Genomic DNA, 16,278 nt, shown 5'->3' with positions numbered 1-16,278 from the left:
CATCTTGAACTTTCGTGGATCGTTTGCCTGTGGCAGTCCGTCCACGACTCGCGACTTCAAAGGGCCGGATCAATAGATGGACATGGTGAGCATCCATGTGCGTCCGCCCGAGATTGAAGACCGGCAGTTGCCCGGGCACGGGGAGGGTGACCTGATCAAGGGTGCTGCGAACGCCAGCGCGGTGGGCACCCTGGTGGAGTGCACCAGTCGGGCTGCTCATGCTCATCAAGCTGCACGGGTTCAAGCCCGCCAGCGCGGTCAATGTCCTGCAGGCCTTCTCTGACAAGCTGCTGAGGCTCGCTGAGCCTATGTGCCAGAGCATGACGTACGACCAGTGCCGGGAGAAGGCGATGCACAGGGAACTGAGCCGACCCACGGACATTGCGGTGTACTTCTGTTACCCCCACAGCCCTTGGCAGCGAGGCTCTAACGAGAACTCCAACGAACTGGTGCGCCAGTACCAGCCCAAGGGCTCGGACCTCTCAGGGTACAGCCAGGAGCAGCTCGATGCGATTGCCGATCAGATCAACAACCCGCCCTGGAAGGGGTAGGGCGCACGATCCCCCTCTGGCAGTCTATCGGGACCTCCTGCTCAATAGCACGCAACACCCACCCTCGTTCATTGAAACCCAGGGTATTGCACTTTAGATTTGAATCACTCTCGGCTACATTCCCGCGTAGTTCGGCCCGCCGCCGCCTTCGGGCGTGACCCAGACGATGTTCTGAGTCGGATCCTTGATGTCGCAGGTCTTGCAGTGCACGCAGTTCTGCGCGTTGATCTGCAGCCGGTCCGAGCCGTCGTCGTTCTTTACGAATTCGTAAACGCCGGCCGGGCAGTAACGGCTCTCGGGGCCGGCGTATTTCGCCAGATTGATCTGCACCGGCACGCTGGCGTCCTTGAGCGTCAGGTGCGCGGGCTGGTTTTCTTCGTGGTTGGTGTTGCTGACGAACACGCTGGAGAGCCGGTCGAAGGTGAGCTTGCCGTCGGGCTTGGGGTAGCTGATCTGCGGCATCTCGGCGGCCGGGCGCAGGCTGGCGTGGTCGGCCTGGGTGCGGTGGATCGTCCAGGGCGGACGCTTGATGCCAAGCCTGGGCAGCAGCCACTGTTCAATGCCGGTCATCAGGGCTCCGACGAGGCTGCCCTTCTTGAACCACTGTTTGAAGTTGCGCGACTGGTCGAGTTCGGTGTGCAGCCAGCTGTTTTTGAACGCAGCGGGGTAGGCGCTGAGTTCGTCGCCGCTGCGTCCGGCGGCCAGGGCTTCAAACGCGGCTTCGGCGGCCAGCATGCCGCTCTTGATGGCGGCGTGGCTGCCTTTGATGCGTGCGGCGTTCAGGTAGCCGGCATCACAGCCGACCAGCGCGCCGCCCGGGAACACGGTCTTGGGCAGGCTGACCAGGCCACCGGCGGTGATGGCGCGCGCGCCGTAGCCGATGCGCTTGCCACCTTCGATGTGGGCGCGAATGGCGGGGTGGGCCTTCCAGCGCTGCATTTCCTCAAAGGGGCTGAGCCATGGGTTCTTGTAGTCGAGCCCGGTGACGAAGCCCAGCGTGACCTTGTTGCCTTCCAAGTGGTAGAGAAAACCGCCGCCGTAGGTCTGGCTGTCCATCGGCCAGCCGGCCGTGTGCACCACCCGACCAGGTTGGGCGCGGGCCGGGTCGATCTCCCACAGTTCCTTGATGCCGATGGCATGGCTTTGTGGATCGCGGCCTTCGTCGAGCTTGTATTTCGTGATGAGCTGTTTGCCCAGATGGCCGCGCGCGCCTTCGGCAAAGATGGTGTATTTGGCATGCAACTCCATGCCGAGCTGGAAGCCGTCGTGCGGCAGGCCGTCCTTGCCAATGCCAAGGTTGCCGGTGGCGACACCCTTTACCGAAGGTAAATTCCCGCTCTCCGAACCGTTGTCGTTGTACAGCACCTCGGCGGCTGTGAAGCCGGGGAAGATTTCCACGCCCAGGGCTTCCGCCTGCTCGCCCAGCCACTGGGTCAGGGCGCCCAGGCTGATGACGTAATTGCCCTCGTTGTGGAAGCAGTCGGGCACCAGGAAGTTGGGCGTGCGCTTGGAGCCGGTTTCGCTCAGGAAAAGCACGTCGTCACCGGTGACGGGTTGGTTCAGCGGTGCGCCCAGCTCCTTCCAGTTGGGGAAGAGTTCGTTCAGCGCGATGGGGTCCATGACCGCGCCGGAGAGGATGTGAGCACCGGGCGCGGAGCCTTTCTCCAGCAGCACCACGGAGACGTCCGCGCCCTTTGCTGCCGCGAGCTGCTTGAGGCGGATGGCTGTGGCCAAACCGCCGGGGCCGGCACCCACCACTACCACGTCGTATTCCATCGCCTCGCGCGGGCCGTATTGTTCGAGCAGGGAGGTGGGCTTCATGCGGAGAGAGTCAAAAAGTTGGCGACCCTGGGGCCGAAGTTGACGAAATAAAAAGGGGAGGTCAGGGCCGGCTGTCGACCGGCAGCGGCGGTGCGGTGCGCGGTGCGCCGTCACGTTTGTAGACCATCACCGTGCGTTTGAAGGTGCAGACAATCACGCCGCTCTGGTTGTAGCCTTCGGTGCGCACCGTGACGACGCCGACATTGGTTCGCGACCGCGACTCGCGCCTATCCAGTACCGTGGTGCGGGAGTAAATCGTGTCGCCTTCAAACACTGGATGCGGAAGTCGAACTTCGTCCCACCCCAGGTTGGCCATGACGTTTTGCGAGACATCGCTCACCGTCTGCCCCGTCACGAGGGCCAGCGTGAGGCAGGAATTGATGAGCGGGCGGCCGAACTCCGTCTGCGCGGCGTAGTGGGCATCGAAGTGCAGCGGAGCCGTGTTTTGCGTCAGCAACGTGAACCAGATGTTGTCGTTCTGGGTCAGGGTGCGGCCGAGGGCATGCCGATACTCGTCGCCGACCTCGAAGTCTTCATAGAACCGGCCGGGCCACCCTTCCTTGACAGTCATTTTTTGATCCTTCGGTGTGTTGTTCAATTTGCGATTTCCAAGATGCAGTCGGTTGGCGTGCCACTGAGCCACGTAGGCGACATGGGGACCATGGTTGTCCGTCTCTCTGCCCGGCCTATTGAAGTTGCCGGCAATGCATTGCGGCTATGCTTTGTCATGCAGGAGAATTCCATCGAACACGATCGCTGTGATTTGGCGTGAGAAATCCTGAAACGAGCCTCGTTGGGGGTTGTACCACTCGACGGTCCAGTTCAATGCACCAATCACGAAAAGCCGAATCATGGCCGTGCTTGTGTCCTGGCGCAACTCGCCGCTGGCGAGCGCTGATTCGAACAGCCGATCCCAATAGTCTGCGTAAGCCCGCCGCACGATCCGGTGGCGATTTTTTGCGCTGATCGGGATTTGGCCGTAGATGCGGATGTTGGCTGACGTAAAGTCGCCATAATGCAGCATTCCCCAGAGATGGCCTTCAATGCCAGCGGCGATTCGGTCTCGCCAGGGTGCACTTTCGGGAAGAGCCGCAACACGGGTGCGCACGGCATCGGCGACGATGGTGATACCTTTGTCCAGTACCTCGCCCAGGATCTGCTCTTTCGATTCGAAGTGATAGTAGATGCTGCCGGCTTTGACGCCGGCAGCATCCGCAACCTCGCGCAAAGTAGTTGCCGCATAGCCATGATGCCTGAACAGCCGTGCAGCTTCGAGCAGCACCCGTTCACGTGTAGCGGGGCCATCTGCGTTATTGTTGCTGAGCTTTGCTTCTGTACTTGGCTTCATAATGACCGATAGTTAGATCCAAAAAAGCAAATCGTATCAAACTTGGCTTTGGTCGAAGGGGCAGACTCGTGCATTGGCGCGTCGCAAGTAGTTGCTCACTTGCTCCCGTTGGTCCACTGCCTGAAATCAGGCCGGCGTTTTTCCAGGAAAGCGCTCACGCCTTCTTTGGACTCTGCCGTGTCGTAGTACAGGCTCAGCGCTTGAAGTCCCAGGCTGCCGATCCCGCGAATGTGCTCGGTGGATGCATTGAACGAACGTTTCGCGATCGCCAGAGCCGTCGGACTTTTTTCGACAATTTCCTTGCACCAGCGGGCGACTTCGGCGTCGAGCCGGTCGTGGGGCACGACGGTGTTGCACAGACCCATGGCCAGGGCCTCCTGTGCACTGTAGCGGCGGCACATGTACCAGATCTCGCGGGCTTTCTTTTCGCCAACCACATGGCTCAGGTAAGCCGTGCCCCAGCCAGGGTCGACCGAGCCTACTTTCGGGCCGACTTGGCCAAACACGGCCTTTTCCGAGGCAATGGTCATGTCGCACAAGGTGGCCAGGACATTGCCGCCGCCAATGGCGTAACCCTGCACGCGGGCGATCACGGGCTTGGGCACGTCACGAATGGCGCTGTGAAACTCTTCCACCGGGATACCGATGGTGCCCCGGCCGTCATACTGGCCGGCATGAGCCGACTGATCGCCGCCGGTGCAGAAAGCACGGTCACCCGTCCCGGTGAGCACAATGGCGGCGATTCGCTTGTCCCAGCCTGCTTTCATGAATGCCTGCAGCAGTTCCTCGACGGTCTGGCCGCGAAACGCATTCATCACTTCGGGGCGGTTGATCGCGATGTAGGCCACCGAGTCGAGTTCTTCGTAGAGGATGTCCTTGAATTCCATGGGTTTTCCTTTTTGTCTGTTATTTCAATGCCGCATGTCTTTCGACCGTGCCCGGGCGTTTACCCAATCATGCTGTAACCACCAGACACTGAAAGAACCTGCCCGGTGACATGGCCCGCAGCCTTCGCTGAAGACAGGAAGACGACGGCATTGGCAATATCCTGCGGCCGTCCCACCTTGCGCAACGGCAGCGCCTTGGCGACTTTTTCCAGTTGCTCCGGCGTGAACATACTGTCGGCATCAATCCACATGCTGCTTCCGCCCACTTCGTCGGTGGTACTGGGGATAGTGACGCCGGGGCATACCACGTTGCAGCGGATGCCGTAACGCCCGTTTTCCTTGGCGATCGTTTTCATGAAGCTGTTGATGGCAGCCTTGACGCCGCCATACACCGCTTCACGTGGCTCACCTTGCCGACTGGCATCAGAGCTGATGGAGACGATTGAGCCGGCGTTGCGAGGAACCATGACTTCAAGCGCGGTCTTGGTGCAGTTGAGAACGCCGAGGTAGTTGATGTTGATGATCTTTTGCCACAGATCGGGGGTCGTCTGCGTGAAGAACATCAACTGGTCCCAGCCGACGTTGTTGACGAGGACATCGACGCCGCCGAACTTGTCCGAGGCTGCCTTGAACATGGCTTGCACCTGGTCAAGTTGGGTGACATCGGTCTTGACAACCTGCGCCGACGCCGCGCCGCTCGCCAGCGCGAGTTCTGCCGTCTTTTGCGCCTGACTTTCGTCGATGTCGCCGATGGTGATGTTGGCGCCTTCCGCGGCGAAGCCGAGCACGATGCCGCGGCCAATGTTCGAGCCGCCACCCGTGACGATGACCGATTTTCCTTTTAGTTCGAGATCCATACTGATTGCTCCTTGCGCTTTAGGCGCCACATTGGTGAGGATGAAATTATAACTATCTAACGATAGTTAGACAGCGAGCGAGATTTCCTGTGTTGGATGGTGCGCCTGGCAGCTACCACTGCAATCCACTGTGGCATAGGCTGCCACCTGTCGATTCAAGAGAGGGATGAAAATCCGAGAAACAAGATGGGATGGTTCACTATCAGTGCGCAACGCGTCTGACCGTGATCCATCCCAAGGGAAGGCAATTACTGTTTGTTCTTAGCGAACTCGCCAGATTCTTTCTTCACGATGTCCTGGACCACGTCGTCATACGCCGAGAACCAGTCAGTCTGGGGCACCCACTTGGCGCCGTCCCACATGTCGATGCGGGTTTTGCCGCCGCCGCCATGGTCTTTGGCGGTCACCGTCACGGGGGCGATCAGGCCTTCGGCATCAAAGTTTTTCAAGCTTTCCAGTCCGCGCTTCATTTTGTCAGGGTTGAGGGGCCAGCCACTTTGTTTGATGGCTAGGCGAGCGCCTTCGAAAACGCTGGCATAGATGGCCAGACCGGTGTTGTAGTAAACATCGTTGAGATGCTTGCGGTCACCGCTGCCCTTGTTTTTCTCATACAGGTCCTTGATGATCTGCTGCATCAGCGGGTGGCTCTGTCCACCCGTAACGTTGGTGCCGCGCTTGAGGCCTTTTGCGTTTTCCAGACCAATGTTGGCAAGGTCAACTTCGTTGAGCCAATTGACGGAAATGTACTTGTCCATCGGGATGCCGTTGCGCTTCATTTCGCGCGAGGCGACGACGTGCATGCCGGCCAGGTTCCAGCTGATCACCCAGTCGGGGTTGTTGCGGCGGATCTGGGACCAAGCGGCGGCCTGGTCATTGCCCGGCATCGGGTTGGGAACCAACTGCAGGTCAAAGCCCTCTTTGGCCGCAAGTGTCTTCAACACGCCGATCGGTTCCTGCCCGAACGGATAGTCGGGGTAGATGAACGAAATCTTCACGCCCTTGAGATTGTTGTTGGACTTGGTTTTGATGTAGTGGATATTGTTGGCCATTTGACCCCAGTAGGTGGGCCCAATGGGGAAAATCCACTTGAACACATCACCATCGACCGCATCGCCACGACCTACAAAGGATTGCACCATCACATTGCCATCCGCCATGGCGCGCGGCAGAACGGCGCGGGAAACCGGCGTGGACAGGAAATCAAAGGCAACGGCGCCTTCGCGTTTCATCTTTTCGTAGCACTCGATGCCACGCTGCGGCTCGTTGCCATGGTCTTGAACCAGTATCTCGATGGGGTGGCCTTCAATGCCGCCTTTCTGATTCAATACCTTGGCATAGTCATTCGCCGCCTGGGCAATTTGTGGCGTCACAAAGCCGTAGGATTTACTCAGGTCATAACAAAGCGCGAATTTGACGGGCTGGGCTGGTGCCTGCGCCTGCGCGGACTGCAGACCGGCCAGCGCCAATCCCAGGCCAGCAAGAATGGAAAGCAGTTTGATTTTCATGATGATGTTTCCTGTTTAGTTAGTACGGGGTGAAATGCAGTCTGTAGAAGGCACGCCGTACAGTCGTGCCCGAGGCCTGACCGAGGCGTATCGCTACTGCTTCGACTTGGCGAACTCCGCCGATTCCTTCTTGGCGCTTTCCTGGACTACATCGTCGTATGCGGAGAACCAGCCAGTCTCTGGCACCCACTTCGCGCCATCCCACATGTCGATGCGCGTCTTGCCGCCGCCGCCATGGTCCTTGGCCGTCACAGTTACAGGGGCGATGAGGCCGTTAGCGTCGAAGTTGCGCAGGCTCTCCAGCCCGCGCTTCATCTTGTCGGATGTCAGAGGCCAGCCATACTGCTTGATTGCCAGACGCGCGCCTTCGAAAACAGGAGCGTAGGTGGCCAGCCCAGTGTTGTAGAAGATGTCATTGGTATGCTTGCGGTCGCCGTTGCCCTTTCCCTTGTCATACAGATCCTTCAGGATCTGCTGGATCAGCGGGTGCTCCTGACCGCCCACCACATTAGTGCCGCGCTTGATGCCCTTGGCTGCGTCGGCGCCAATGTTCGCGATGTCCACTTCGTTGAACCAATTGACTGCGATGTACTTGTCCATCGGCATGGCGTTGCGTTTCATTTCGCGCGAGGCAACAACGTGCATGTTGCCCAGATTCCAGCTGATGACCCAATCGGGGTTGAAGCGGCGGATCTGGGACCATGCCCCTGACTGATTGTTACCAGGCAGCGGGTTCGGGAACAATTGGAGGTCGAAGCCTTCCTTGGCCGCGAGTGTCTTCAACACGCCGATGGGTTCCAACCCAAACGCGGTGTCCAGGTAAAAGAATGCGATCTTCACCCCCTTCAGGTTGTTGTTCGACTTGGACTTGATGTACTGGATGTTATTGGCTGCTTGGCTCCAATAGGTGGGCCCGATGGGGAATATCCACTTGAACACATCGCCGTCGACTGCATCGCTGCGGCCAGTAAAGGATGAAATCATCACATTGTTGTCCTGCATTGCGCGCGGCAGCAGCGCGCGCCCGACCGGCGTGGAAAAGAAGTCGAAGGTGATCGCACCCTCGCGCTTCATCTTTTCATAGCACTCGATGCCCCGCTGCGGTTCGTTGCCATGGTCTTGAACCAGAATCTCGACCGGATGGCCTTCGATGCCGCCTTTCTGGTTGAGTATCTGCGCATAGTCGCGCGCGGCCTGGGCAACTTGCGGTACGGCGAAGGCGTAAACCTTGCTCAGGTCGTAACATAGCGCAAATTTAATCGGTTCGGTCTGGGCCTGGGCCAGCGCGGGCTGGACATTGGACATCGCCATCCCCACGCCAGCAAGAATTGAAAGCAGTTTGATTTTCATGGTGATGTCTCCTGTTTAGCTAGCACGGGGTGAAATGCAGTCTGTAGTAGGCATGCCGGTCGTGCCCAAGACTTAATGCGAGAGCTCGACGCGATGTGGAGGTGTTCATGCTACGAGAAACTCGTTTCAGGTGAGCCAGCGTTTGCGCCGACTATAGTGTTTGATGTCATGGAAGCTTCGCCCTTCGGTGCCTCCTAGATAGAACTCCTGGATGTCCGGGTTTTTCTTCATGGCTTCTGCGCTGTCATGCATCACCACGCGTCCGTTCTCGATCAGATAGCCATGCGAGACGACCTCTAAAGCTGCAATTGCGTTTTGTTCCACCAGCAGAACGGACAGGCCTTCTTCCTTGTTGATGCGCCGAACAATGTCGAAAATCTCGGCCACCAGAAAAGGCGCGAGACCAAGACTCGGCTCGTCAAGCATCAGCAGCTTGGGTTGCGTCATCAAGGCACGGCCAATGGCCAGCATCTGCTGCTCGCCGCCTGACAGGTAGCCGGACTGCGCGGTGCGCCGCTGATGCAAGCGCGGGAAGTAGCTGTAAACCATATCCTTGTTACGCAGCATGTCTTGGCGGGTGCCACGAACCGCCGAGGCCGCCACCAGGTTTTCGTCAGGCGTCATGTGTTCGAACACACGCCGCCCTTCCAGCACATGCACGATACCGAGCTTGACGCGCTCCTGCGGCGCCAGTGCATCGATGTTCTGACCCAGGAATTGCACCTCACCGCGGGTTACCAGGCCGCGCTCAGGGCGCAGCAGGCCGCTGATCGACTTCAGCGTCGTGCTTTTGCCAGCGCCGTTGGCGCCCAGCAGTGCCACCATGTCGCCTTGCGGCACATCGATCGAAACGCCCTTGATGGCGAGCGATACATGATCGTAGATGACCTCGACATTGTTCAGTGACAATATCAAGGCAGGTTCCGCAGTCTGGTTTTGCATCAGCGTTGGGGTGGAAGTCAAGTTGTCAGTCGCCATGATGTCGTTTTTACTTTCGGGCGTAGCCGAAGGGCCAGACCAGCAGGTAGTTGCGCAGATTGGTGTACATCTTGCCCAGCCCCATAGGCTCAACCAGCAGGAAAATAATGATCAGCGCGCCATAAACCGCATGTGGAATGTGGGCCAGCGTTTCGATCCCGAGCGAGATGCCCAGGAGCTGCGCCAGCCAGCCGATCAGACTGTTCATCAGGCCGGGCATCAACAGAATGAAGGCGGCCCCAAAATAGCTGCCGATGATGCTGCCCAGTCCGCCGACGATCACCATGGCCAGCAACTCGATGGAGACATTGACGGCAAATTGCTCCGGTGTGGCTGCTCGGTAGAAGGTGAAGATCAGGATGGCGCCGCTGATGCCGCCAATGAAGGACGAGGTGGCGAACGCCACCAGCTTGTAATACAGGCTGTGCACGCCAATGACCGCCGCAGCGAAGTCCTTTTCACGCACCGCAATGAGCGCGCGGCCAAGCCCGGTGCGGCGCAAGTTGAGCATGAACACGGTGACGATCAGGCACCAGCCCAGCGCCACGTAATAGAGTCCGGTATCCGAGGTGATGGCCTGGCCGAGCAGGCTGATGTCAGGTGCCTGCAGTGTGGCCTGGGTGCCGCCGCTGATGGCCGGCACGTGGGAGATCACCCAGTCCATGACGAACTGCAGGGCCAGCGTGCTGAGCGCCAGATACAGGCCTTTCACGCGCAGCGCCGCGAAAGCGAAAACGATGCCGATCACAGCGGCCATCACGCCGCCGAGCACCATCGCGATCTCCCAGGGAATGCCGTTGCGTACGCCGTGCACCGCCGTGTAGGCGCCGATGCCCATGATGGCGGCATAGCCGAAGTGGAACTGTCCGGTCCAGCCCAGGATCAGGTTCAAGCCGAGCACGGCCGCAGTCCACACCAGCCACGGTAACAACTGGGTGCTGAGGACGAGCGTGCTCATGGTGAATGGCGCAGTTAACGCAAAGGCCAGCAACAAGCCGATCATCCAGCGATCCGCGGGGAGCGGAAAAAGCGAGCGCGCGTTGGCGTAATTGGTATGGAAAATTCCTGATTGACGAAATAGCATGACCTTCAGATCCTTTCAATGTCGTGGCGCCCGAACAGGCCATGCGGCCGAATCAGGATGGTCAGAATCAGTATTGTGGCAACCACCAGGTCGCGGCTACCACCGCCAACCAAGGGGTCGAGATAGCCAGATGCAACGCCTTCAAGAAGGCCCAGCAGCAAGCCGGCCAGAATGGCGCCGCCGATGCTGTCAAGACCGCCCAAAACGGCGACGGTCAAGCCCTTGAGCAAAAGCAGCGCCAGCGCCTGGCTGACCCCTTGAACCGAGCCCCATAACACGCCGGCCGTGGTGGCCAGAACCGAGGACATGGCCCAGGAAAACGCCACCCCGCGTTCAACCGAAATACCGATCGACCACGATGCGATGTAATCGTCGGAGATGGCGCGCAGGACAATGCCCCTGCGCGTGCGAAAGAAGAACATCAAGACCAAAAACAGCGCGATGGCCATCACGGCGCCCACCACATAAGCCCGACTGAGCAGCACCGGCCCCAGAAACAGCGGGTCGTCGCTGATGCCAATGGACAGCGGAAGGCCAGAGCCGCCCCAGATGGCCATTGTTGTCGCGCGTATAAAGATGTCCAGCCCCAGTGTCATCATCAGGATCATGATGATGGGGCGGCCCGCCAGCCGGCGCAACGCCACCCGCTCGATGCCCATTCCGACAAAGAACATCGTTCCCATGGCCAGCGGGATGGCGACCCACATCGACACGCCCAATCCATTGGCGATGGCCAGCACGACATAGGCACCCAGCATGGTCATCGCACCTTGCGCCAGGTTAGGCACCGAGGATGACTTGTAGATGATCACGATGCCCATGGCGACCAGTGAATACATGAGCCCCGACAGCGCGCCATTGATGGCCAATTCGGCAAACAGTGAAAAATCCATAATTTAAATCTCCTGCACCGAGAGTTGGCGCTCGATGGTGCCGACTTCACCGGATTCATACGTGATCTGCGCCTTCATCGTGACCGTCTGCTGGCCGCCGTAGATCGCATCAATGATGGGCGCATAACGCTCCTCGACCACGTTGCGGCGCAGCTTGCGGGTTCGCGTGACCTCTCCGTCGTCGGGGTCGAACTCCTTGTGTAAGGACACGAAGTGATGCAGTTTCAACCCGTCTGGCAGGATGCTGTTGACGCGCTTGACCGCTGCCGTGACCAGTTCGATCACCTCGGGTTTTTGCGACAGGTCGGCATAGGACATGTAGGAAATGCCCCGTACCTCAGCCCAATGGCCCACCGGCTCCATGTCGATGCAGATGATGGCCGCCAGCGTGTCGCGGCCGCTCCCGAGCACGGCCACATCCTTGATGTACGGACTGAATTTGAGGCGGTTCTCAATGTAGTTCGGAATGTAGCGTTCGCCTTTGGAGGTATACACCACCTCCGACAACCGTCCGAGCACCACCATGTGTCCATCAGGCTCGATATAACCTGCATCGCCCGTGTGCAGCCAGCCGTCCTCAAGTGCTTCACGGGTGGCATTTTCAAGTTTGTAGTAACCGGAAAACACGCTCCCGGAGCGAATCAAGACCTCTCCGTTGTCGCCGATCTTGACTTCCACACCGGGCAGCGGTTTGCCGACCGTGTGCAGGCGTACTTCTTCGGTGTCCTGCAAGGCAGTGAAGGCGCTGCTTTCAGTTTGACCATAAAACTGTCGCAATTTCACGCCCAGTGCGCGGTAAAAAACAAAAGTGTCTTCGCCAATGGCCTCGCCGCCGGTGAAAGCACCTCGCAGGCGGGTGAGGCCCAACTGGTCCTTGATCGGTCCGAAGATCAACCACTCTCCCAGTTGCCGCATCAGACGCTCTGTCAGGCTGGGCTGTTTTCCCTCGAGCTTGCGTCGTTCGGACGCCAGCGCCGAGTTCATGAAAACATCGTAGAGCCATTTCTTGAGTGGCGTCGAATCCTCCATGCGAACCTGGATGGTGGTCAGCATGTTGTCCCAGCTGCGGGGTGCCGCCAGATAGAAAGTGGGAGCCACCTCGCGCAGGTCGTGCAGCACCGTTTCCTGGCGTTCGGGGATATTGATGGTGAAGTGCAGCGCAACACCGGCGCCGACCGTGATGGCAAAGTCGCCCACCCAGGCCATGGGCAGATAGGCGAGGATGGTCTCGCCAAATGTGAAGGCGCCCCCGCGATGGGCGTTGCGCACCCCCGCGAGGAAATTGCGGTGGCTCAGTACCACGCCCTTCGGCTTGCCCGTGGTCCCCGACGAGTGCACGAACACCGCCGGTCCGTCGGGCAGCGCCCGTTCGATCAAGGCATTTCGCAGTTTCGGCTCGGCACGCAAGCGATCTGCACCGATGGCCTGCAACTTTTCCCACGAAATCAGTCCGGGATTCGAATAGTTGGTCAAGCCGCGTGGCTCGTCGTAAATGATGTTCTTGATCGTTGCACCCTGATCGCCCAGATCAAGCACCTTGTCGACTTGCTCCTGGTCTTCTGCCAGGACAAAGCGGACATGCGTCTCATGCATGAAGTGACGGATTTCGTCGGGTGTTGCAGTAGAGTAGACGGGCATCGCGTAGCCGCCCAGCACGCCGGCCGCGAGCATGCCCATGTAGAGCCGGGGTCGGTTGTCGCCCAGGACCAGCAAGGCATCCTCTGCGCTAAAACCCAGGCTTTCCATGCCGGCCGCGCAGGCGAGCGTGGTATCCAGCATCTGCGACCAGGTGGTCTCCTGCCATATTCCCAGGTGCTTTTCGCGCATGGCCACGCGATTGCCCAGCAACTCGGCGTTGCGAGCCAGAATGTGGATGAGGGTGGTGTCGGTGCCCATATCCCATGTGGTGTTGCTGCCCTCGGCAGCATTGGTTTCAGTGCTTTGCATGCGCACCCCCCAGGTAGGCCTTGATCACACGTTCATCCTTCATCACGTCGGCAGGAATACCGGTTCCGATGGTTTCACCATAGCTGAGCACCATCATGCGGTCGCAGATGCCGGTGATCACATCCATGTGGTGCTCGATCAGCAGCACAGTGACATTGCGCTCGGCACGCGCATCGAGGATAAAACGGGCCATGTATTCCTTTTCCTCCTGGTTCATGCCAGCCATCGGTTCGTCAAGAACCAGAAAGCTGGGTTCGGCCACCAACGCGCGTGCCAGTTCGACGCGCTTTTTCAGTCCGATCGGAATGCTGTCCACCAGCTCGTCGCGCACGCTCTGCAGCTGCAGGAAATCGATAATCTCTTCGACCTTGAGCCGGCTCGCCATCTCATCCTTGCGACCCAGCCACCAGTAGAGGGCGGTTTTTGCCACGCCGGGCTTCATGTGGATGTGACGCCCCAGCAGGATGTTGTCAAGCACGCTCATGCCGTTGAAGAGCGCCAGGTTCTGGAACGTGCGCGCGACGCCCAGAGCTGCGACCTTGTGCGGCGCCATGCCGGTGATGTCGCGGCCATTGAGCCATATGCTGCCGACTTGGGGTGGAAAGAAGCCGGTGATGGCGTTGGTCATGGTCGTCTTGCCGCTGCCGTTGGGGCCAACCAAGCCGAAGATCTCTCCACGCTCAATGCGCAAATTGGCATCCTTCAACGCGACGAGGCCGCCGAATCGCCGCTCCAGCCCTCGGCATTCGAGGGCGGGCACTGCCGCCGCGTTGCTGGCTTTCATCGGAGTTGGCCGCTGCTCTTTGGTATTGATGGTGTTTATCACTGAGGGTGCCTATGACATAGCACGGTCGACCAACTGCCTGTGCACAGCTTGCCGACCCGATTTTCTGTTCTGCATAAAAGTTTTTCATTGTTGCACCTAACATTAGTTAGGTATATGGGGTTTGCCCTAATCTCTGGCACGCGGAGTTCATGTCGCAACGTGTTCTACGATGCTTCCCCGTGCGATCAGGGCATCAATGGCGGCGGCGCCGTAGCCGTGCTCCGTCAGCAGCTCACGCGTATGTTGGCCGAAGCGCGGCGGCGCGCTGTGGGCGCGCCCGGGTGTGCGTGACAGCTTGACCGGGATGCCGATGCCAGGCACACCCTCGACCTGCACCACCATGTCCCGATGCAGGGTGTGGGGGTCCGTCAATACCTGCGGAATGGCCCTGACGGCGCCGGCCGGAATACCGGCGGCCAGTAGGTCACGGCACAGCTGTTCGCCATCCACCTCTTGCAACTGCGCCTCTAGCAAGGCACGCAGTTCGTCGCGATGGCGAAAACGCTCGGCGTTGGTGGCAAAGCGCGGCTCACTGGCCATGTCGTGATGGCCGAGGAACTCGCACAGTTTTTTCCACTGCCCGTTGTTGCCGATGCCCAGGAAGACCTCGCAGGTCCGGGTCGGAAACTTGTCGTAGGGCACGATGTTGGAGTGCGCATTGCCGCTGAGCCTGGGTGTCTGGCCCGACTGCAACCAGTTTGCACTTTGCGGATGCAGCAGCGACACGGCGGTGTCGTACAGCGTGGCCTCGACGAACTGCCCTCGCCCGGAGCGCTGCCGCTCGATCACCGCCAGTAGCACGCCTATCACGGCCGACAGGCCGGTGGTGATGTCGACCACCGGGACACCGACCCGCAGCGGGCCGGTGTCCGGCGTGCCGTTGACGCTCATCAGGCCGCCCAGTGCCTGCGCCACCGCGTCGTAGCCAGGCGCGCCGCCGAGCGGCCCATCGGCGCCGAAGCCGCTGACCCGGCAGTGGATCAGGCGCGGGAAGCGCTCGCGCAGCGTTTGTTCATAGCCGATGCCCCAGCGCTCCAGCGTGCCGATCTTGAAGTTCTCGATCAGCACGTCGGCGTCCGCCAGCAGCTTGAGAACGATCTCGCGCCCTTCGGGCTTGGACAGGTCGATCACGATGTCGCGCTTGTTGCGGTTCAGGCCGTTGTAGTAGGCCGCCGTGCCGTCGTCGGCAAAGGGTGGGCCCCAGGCGCGGGTCTCGTCGCCAGCGGGCGGCTCGACCTTGATGACCTGCGCGCCGTGGTCGGCCAAAATCTGTCCACAGTACGGGCCACCGAGCACGCGTGAGAGGTCAATCACCTTCAGGCCGGCCAGGGCACCAAAGGCGGGCAGGGGAGCGCTGTTACCCATGGTGGCCTGTCAATAGGAGCGCGGCAGGCCCATCACATGCTCCGCGATGTAGTTCAACACCAGCTCGCGGTTCAACGGAGCCGTGCGCAGCAGCCGCACCAGACCGTACAAGTCGTAAATGCCGTATTCCTTGGTGAAACCGTTGCCGCCATGGGTCTGGATGGCCGCGTCAACGGCATGGATGCCGGCTTCGGCACCCGCGTACTTGGCGATGTTGGCAAACTCCCCGGCAGGCAGACCCTGGTCGAAGGCCCAGGCGGCCTTGAGCGCCATCAGCGAGGCCATCTCGATCTCGCTGCGGGCTATCGCGAGCGGGTGCTGAACGCCCTGGTAGGCGCCGATGGGGGTGTTGTTGAACACCTTGCGGTCGTTGGCGTAGGCCACCGCCTTCTTCAAGGCGAAGCGCCCGACACCGGTACACAAGCCAGAGAGGATGATGCGCTCGGGGTTGAGCGTGTCGAACAGGATGTTGAAGCCTTTGCCGACTTCGCCCAGCACATCGGCCTCGGTGAGCTCCACGTTGTCGAAGAACAGTTGCCATTGTGTTTCGGGCACCGGGAAGGCAACTTCAATCAGCGTCTTGCTGATGCCTTTTTTCTTCATGTCGACCATGAAGATGGTGAAGCCGTCGGTTTTCTTTTTCACGTCAGCGCGCGCTGTGGTGCGGGTCACGACCATGGCGTAGTCGGCGCAGTTGGCGTCGGTGATGAAGACCTTCTGGCCGTTGAGCTTGAAGCCGCCCTTGCCGTCGGACTTGGCGATGCTGGTGATCTCGATCGAGTTCGAGCCGGCGTTCGGTTCGGTGATGGCGAAGCAGAACTTGATGTCGCCGGTGCAGCCGCCCGGCAGAAAGCGGCGCTTCATGT

The 16,278-nt window shown here is 59.8% G+C and carries 14 protein-coding genes and 1 pseudogene; 1 reads left to right on the top strand and 14 read right to left on the bottom strand.

Annotated features, from left to right (window positions below; translation table 11 throughout):
- Window positions 1–79 precede the first annotated feature (79 nt).
- Window positions 80–539: pseudogene (locus ABYB95_RS05005) on the top strand (IS30 family transposase); the annotation flags it as partial.
- Between the two features lie 126 nt (window positions 540–665).
- Here the strand turns inward: ABYB95_RS05005 and ABYB95_RS05000 are convergent.
- The 14 genes from ABYB95_RS05000 to ABYB95_RS04935 form a co-directional block, all read right to left on the bottom strand.
- Entirely contained in the window at window positions 666–2,372 is a 1,707-nt protein-coding gene (locus ABYB95_RS05000) for an electron transfer flavoprotein-ubiquinone oxidoreductase (RefSeq protein WP_008905451.1), read from the bottom strand.
- Between the two features lie 61 nt (window positions 2,373–2,433).
- A complete protein-coding gene (locus ABYB95_RS04995; protein WP_008905452.1) occupies window positions 2,434–2,943 on the bottom strand; it encodes a MaoC family dehydratase in 510 nt (169 codons plus the stop codon).
- Between the two features lie 144 nt (window positions 2,944–3,087).
- Window positions 3,088–3,654: a TetR/AcrR family transcriptional regulator gene (locus ABYB95_RS04990; RefSeq protein ID WP_372657353.1), complete on the bottom strand. Its 567-nt coding sequence runs from the start codon at window positions 3,652–3,654 to the stop codon at window positions 3,088–3,090.
- A 161-nt stretch (window positions 3,655–3,815) separates the two neighbouring features.
- A complete protein-coding gene (locus ABYB95_RS04985; protein ID WP_008905454.1) occupies window positions 3,816–4,607 on the bottom strand; it encodes an enoyl-CoA hydratase-related protein in 792 nt (263 codons plus the stop codon).
- Between the two features lie 59 nt (window positions 4,608–4,666).
- Window positions 4,667–5,464 (bottom strand): SDR family NAD(P)-dependent oxidoreductase, encoded by a 798-nt coding sequence (locus ABYB95_RS04980; RefSeq protein ID WP_008905455.1) that lies wholly within the window; start codon window positions 5,462–5,464, stop codon window positions 4,667–4,669.
- Window positions 5,465–5,712: 248 nt separating this feature from the next.
- Entirely contained in the window at window positions 5,713–6,969 is a 1,257-nt protein-coding gene (locus ABYB95_RS04975) for an ABC transporter substrate-binding protein (RefSeq protein ID WP_008905456.1), read from the bottom strand.
- Window positions 6,970–7,062: 93 nt separating this feature from the next.
- Window positions 7,063–8,319 carry an ABC transporter substrate-binding protein gene (locus tag ABYB95_RS04970; RefSeq protein ID WP_008905457.1) on the bottom strand — a complete coding sequence of 419 codons (1,257 nt, stop codon included), beginning with the start codon at window positions 8,317–8,319 and terminating at the stop codon, window positions 7,063–7,065.
- A gap of 126 nt (window positions 8,320–8,445) precedes the next feature.
- Window positions 8,446–9,297, bottom strand: a complete 852-nt coding sequence (locus ABYB95_RS04965; RefSeq protein ID WP_008905458.1) for an ABC transporter ATP-binding protein — start codon at window positions 9,295–9,297, stop codon at window positions 8,446–8,448.
- A gap of 10 nt (window positions 9,298–9,307) precedes the next feature.
- Window positions 9,308–10,255: a branched-chain amino acid ABC transporter permease gene (locus tag ABYB95_RS04960; RefSeq protein ID WP_235501455.1), complete on the bottom strand. Its 948-nt coding sequence runs from the start codon at window positions 10,253–10,255 to the stop codon at window positions 9,308–9,310.
- A gap of 131 nt (window positions 10,256–10,386) precedes the next feature.
- Window positions 10,387–11,274 (bottom strand): branched-chain amino acid ABC transporter permease, encoded by an 888-nt coding sequence (locus tag ABYB95_RS04955; RefSeq protein WP_008905460.1) that lies wholly within the window; start codon window positions 11,272–11,274, stop codon window positions 10,387–10,389.
- 3 nt (window positions 11,275–11,277) lie between these two features.
- On the bottom strand, window positions 11,278–13,221 hold the full coding sequence (locus tag ABYB95_RS04950; RefSeq protein ID WP_372657352.1) for a long-chain fatty acid--CoA ligase: 1,944 nt from the start codon (window positions 13,219–13,221) through the stop codon (window positions 11,278–11,280).
- Window positions 13,208–14,047, bottom strand: a complete 840-nt coding sequence (locus ABYB95_RS04945; protein WP_202798342.1) for an ABC transporter ATP-binding protein — start codon at window positions 14,045–14,047, stop codon at window positions 13,208–13,210. The genes ABYB95_RS04950 and ABYB95_RS04945 overlap by 14 nt, the downstream gene beginning before the upstream one ends.
- Before the next feature lie 147 nt (window positions 14,048–14,194).
- Window positions 14,195–15,412: a CaiB/BaiF CoA-transferase family protein gene (locus ABYB95_RS04940; protein WP_008905463.1), complete on the bottom strand. Its 1,218-nt coding sequence runs from the start codon at window positions 15,410–15,412 to the stop codon at window positions 14,195–14,197.
- Between the two features lie 9 nt (window positions 15,413–15,421).
- On the bottom strand, window positions 15,422–16,278 hold an 857-nt coding region (locus ABYB95_RS04935), incomplete at its 5' end, for an acyl-CoA dehydrogenase family protein (protein ID WP_372657351.1).

This window comes from Hydrogenophaga sp. (assembly GCF_041633695.1).
In the GTDB taxonomy this organism is placed as follows: domain Bacteria; phylum Pseudomonadota; class Gammaproteobacteria; order Burkholderiales; family Burkholderiaceae_C; genus Hydrogenophaga.
This window is presented reverse-complemented; position numbering and strand designations above follow the sequence as displayed.

What these genes read in the sequence shown, in the direction of transcription:
- ABYB95_RS05000 (WP_008905451.1), bottom strand. Translation starts at nt 2,372, where the DNA reads ATGAAGCCCACCTCCCTGCTCGAACAATACGGCCCGCGCGAGGCGATG.
- ABYB95_RS04955 (WP_008905460.1), bottom strand. Translation starts at nt 11,274, where the DNA reads ATGGATTTTTCACTGTTTGCCGAATTGGCCATCAATGGCGCGCTGTCG.
- ABYB95_RS04965 (WP_008905458.1), bottom strand. Translation starts at nt 9,297, where the DNA reads ATGGCGACTGACAACTTGACTTCCACCCCAACGCTGATGCAAAACCAG.
- ABYB95_RS04985 (WP_008905454.1), bottom strand. Translation starts at nt 4,607, where the DNA reads ATGGAATTCAAGGACATCCTCTACGAAGAACTCGACTCGGTGGCCTAC.
- ABYB95_RS04995 (WP_008905452.1), bottom strand. Translation starts at nt 2,943, where the DNA reads ATGACTGTCAAGGAAGGGTGGCCCGGCCGGTTCTATGAAGACTTCGAG.
- ABYB95_RS04970 (WP_008905457.1), bottom strand. Translation starts at nt 8,319, where the DNA reads ATGAAAATCAAACTGCTTTCAATTCTTGCTGGCGTGGGGATGGCGATG.
- ABYB95_RS04975 (WP_008905456.1), bottom strand. Translation starts at nt 6,969, where the DNA reads ATGAAAATCAAACTGCTTTCCATTCTTGCTGGCCTGGGATTGGCGCTG.
- ABYB95_RS04940 (WP_008905463.1), bottom strand. Translation starts at nt 15,412, where the DNA reads ATGGGTAACAGCGCTCCCCTGCCCGCCTTTGGTGCCCTGGCCGGCCTG.
- ABYB95_RS04960 (WP_235501455.1), bottom strand. Translation starts at nt 10,255, where the DNA reads ATGAGCACGCTCGTCCTCAGCACCCAGTTGTTACCGTGGCTGGTGTGG.
- ABYB95_RS04950 (WP_372657352.1), bottom strand. Translation starts at nt 13,221, where the DNA reads ATGCAAAGCACTGAAACCAATGCTGCCGAGGGCAGCAACACCACATGG.
- ABYB95_RS04980 (WP_008905455.1), bottom strand. Translation starts at nt 5,464, where the DNA reads ATGGATCTCGAACTAAAAGGAAAATCGGTCATCGTCACGGGTGGCGGC.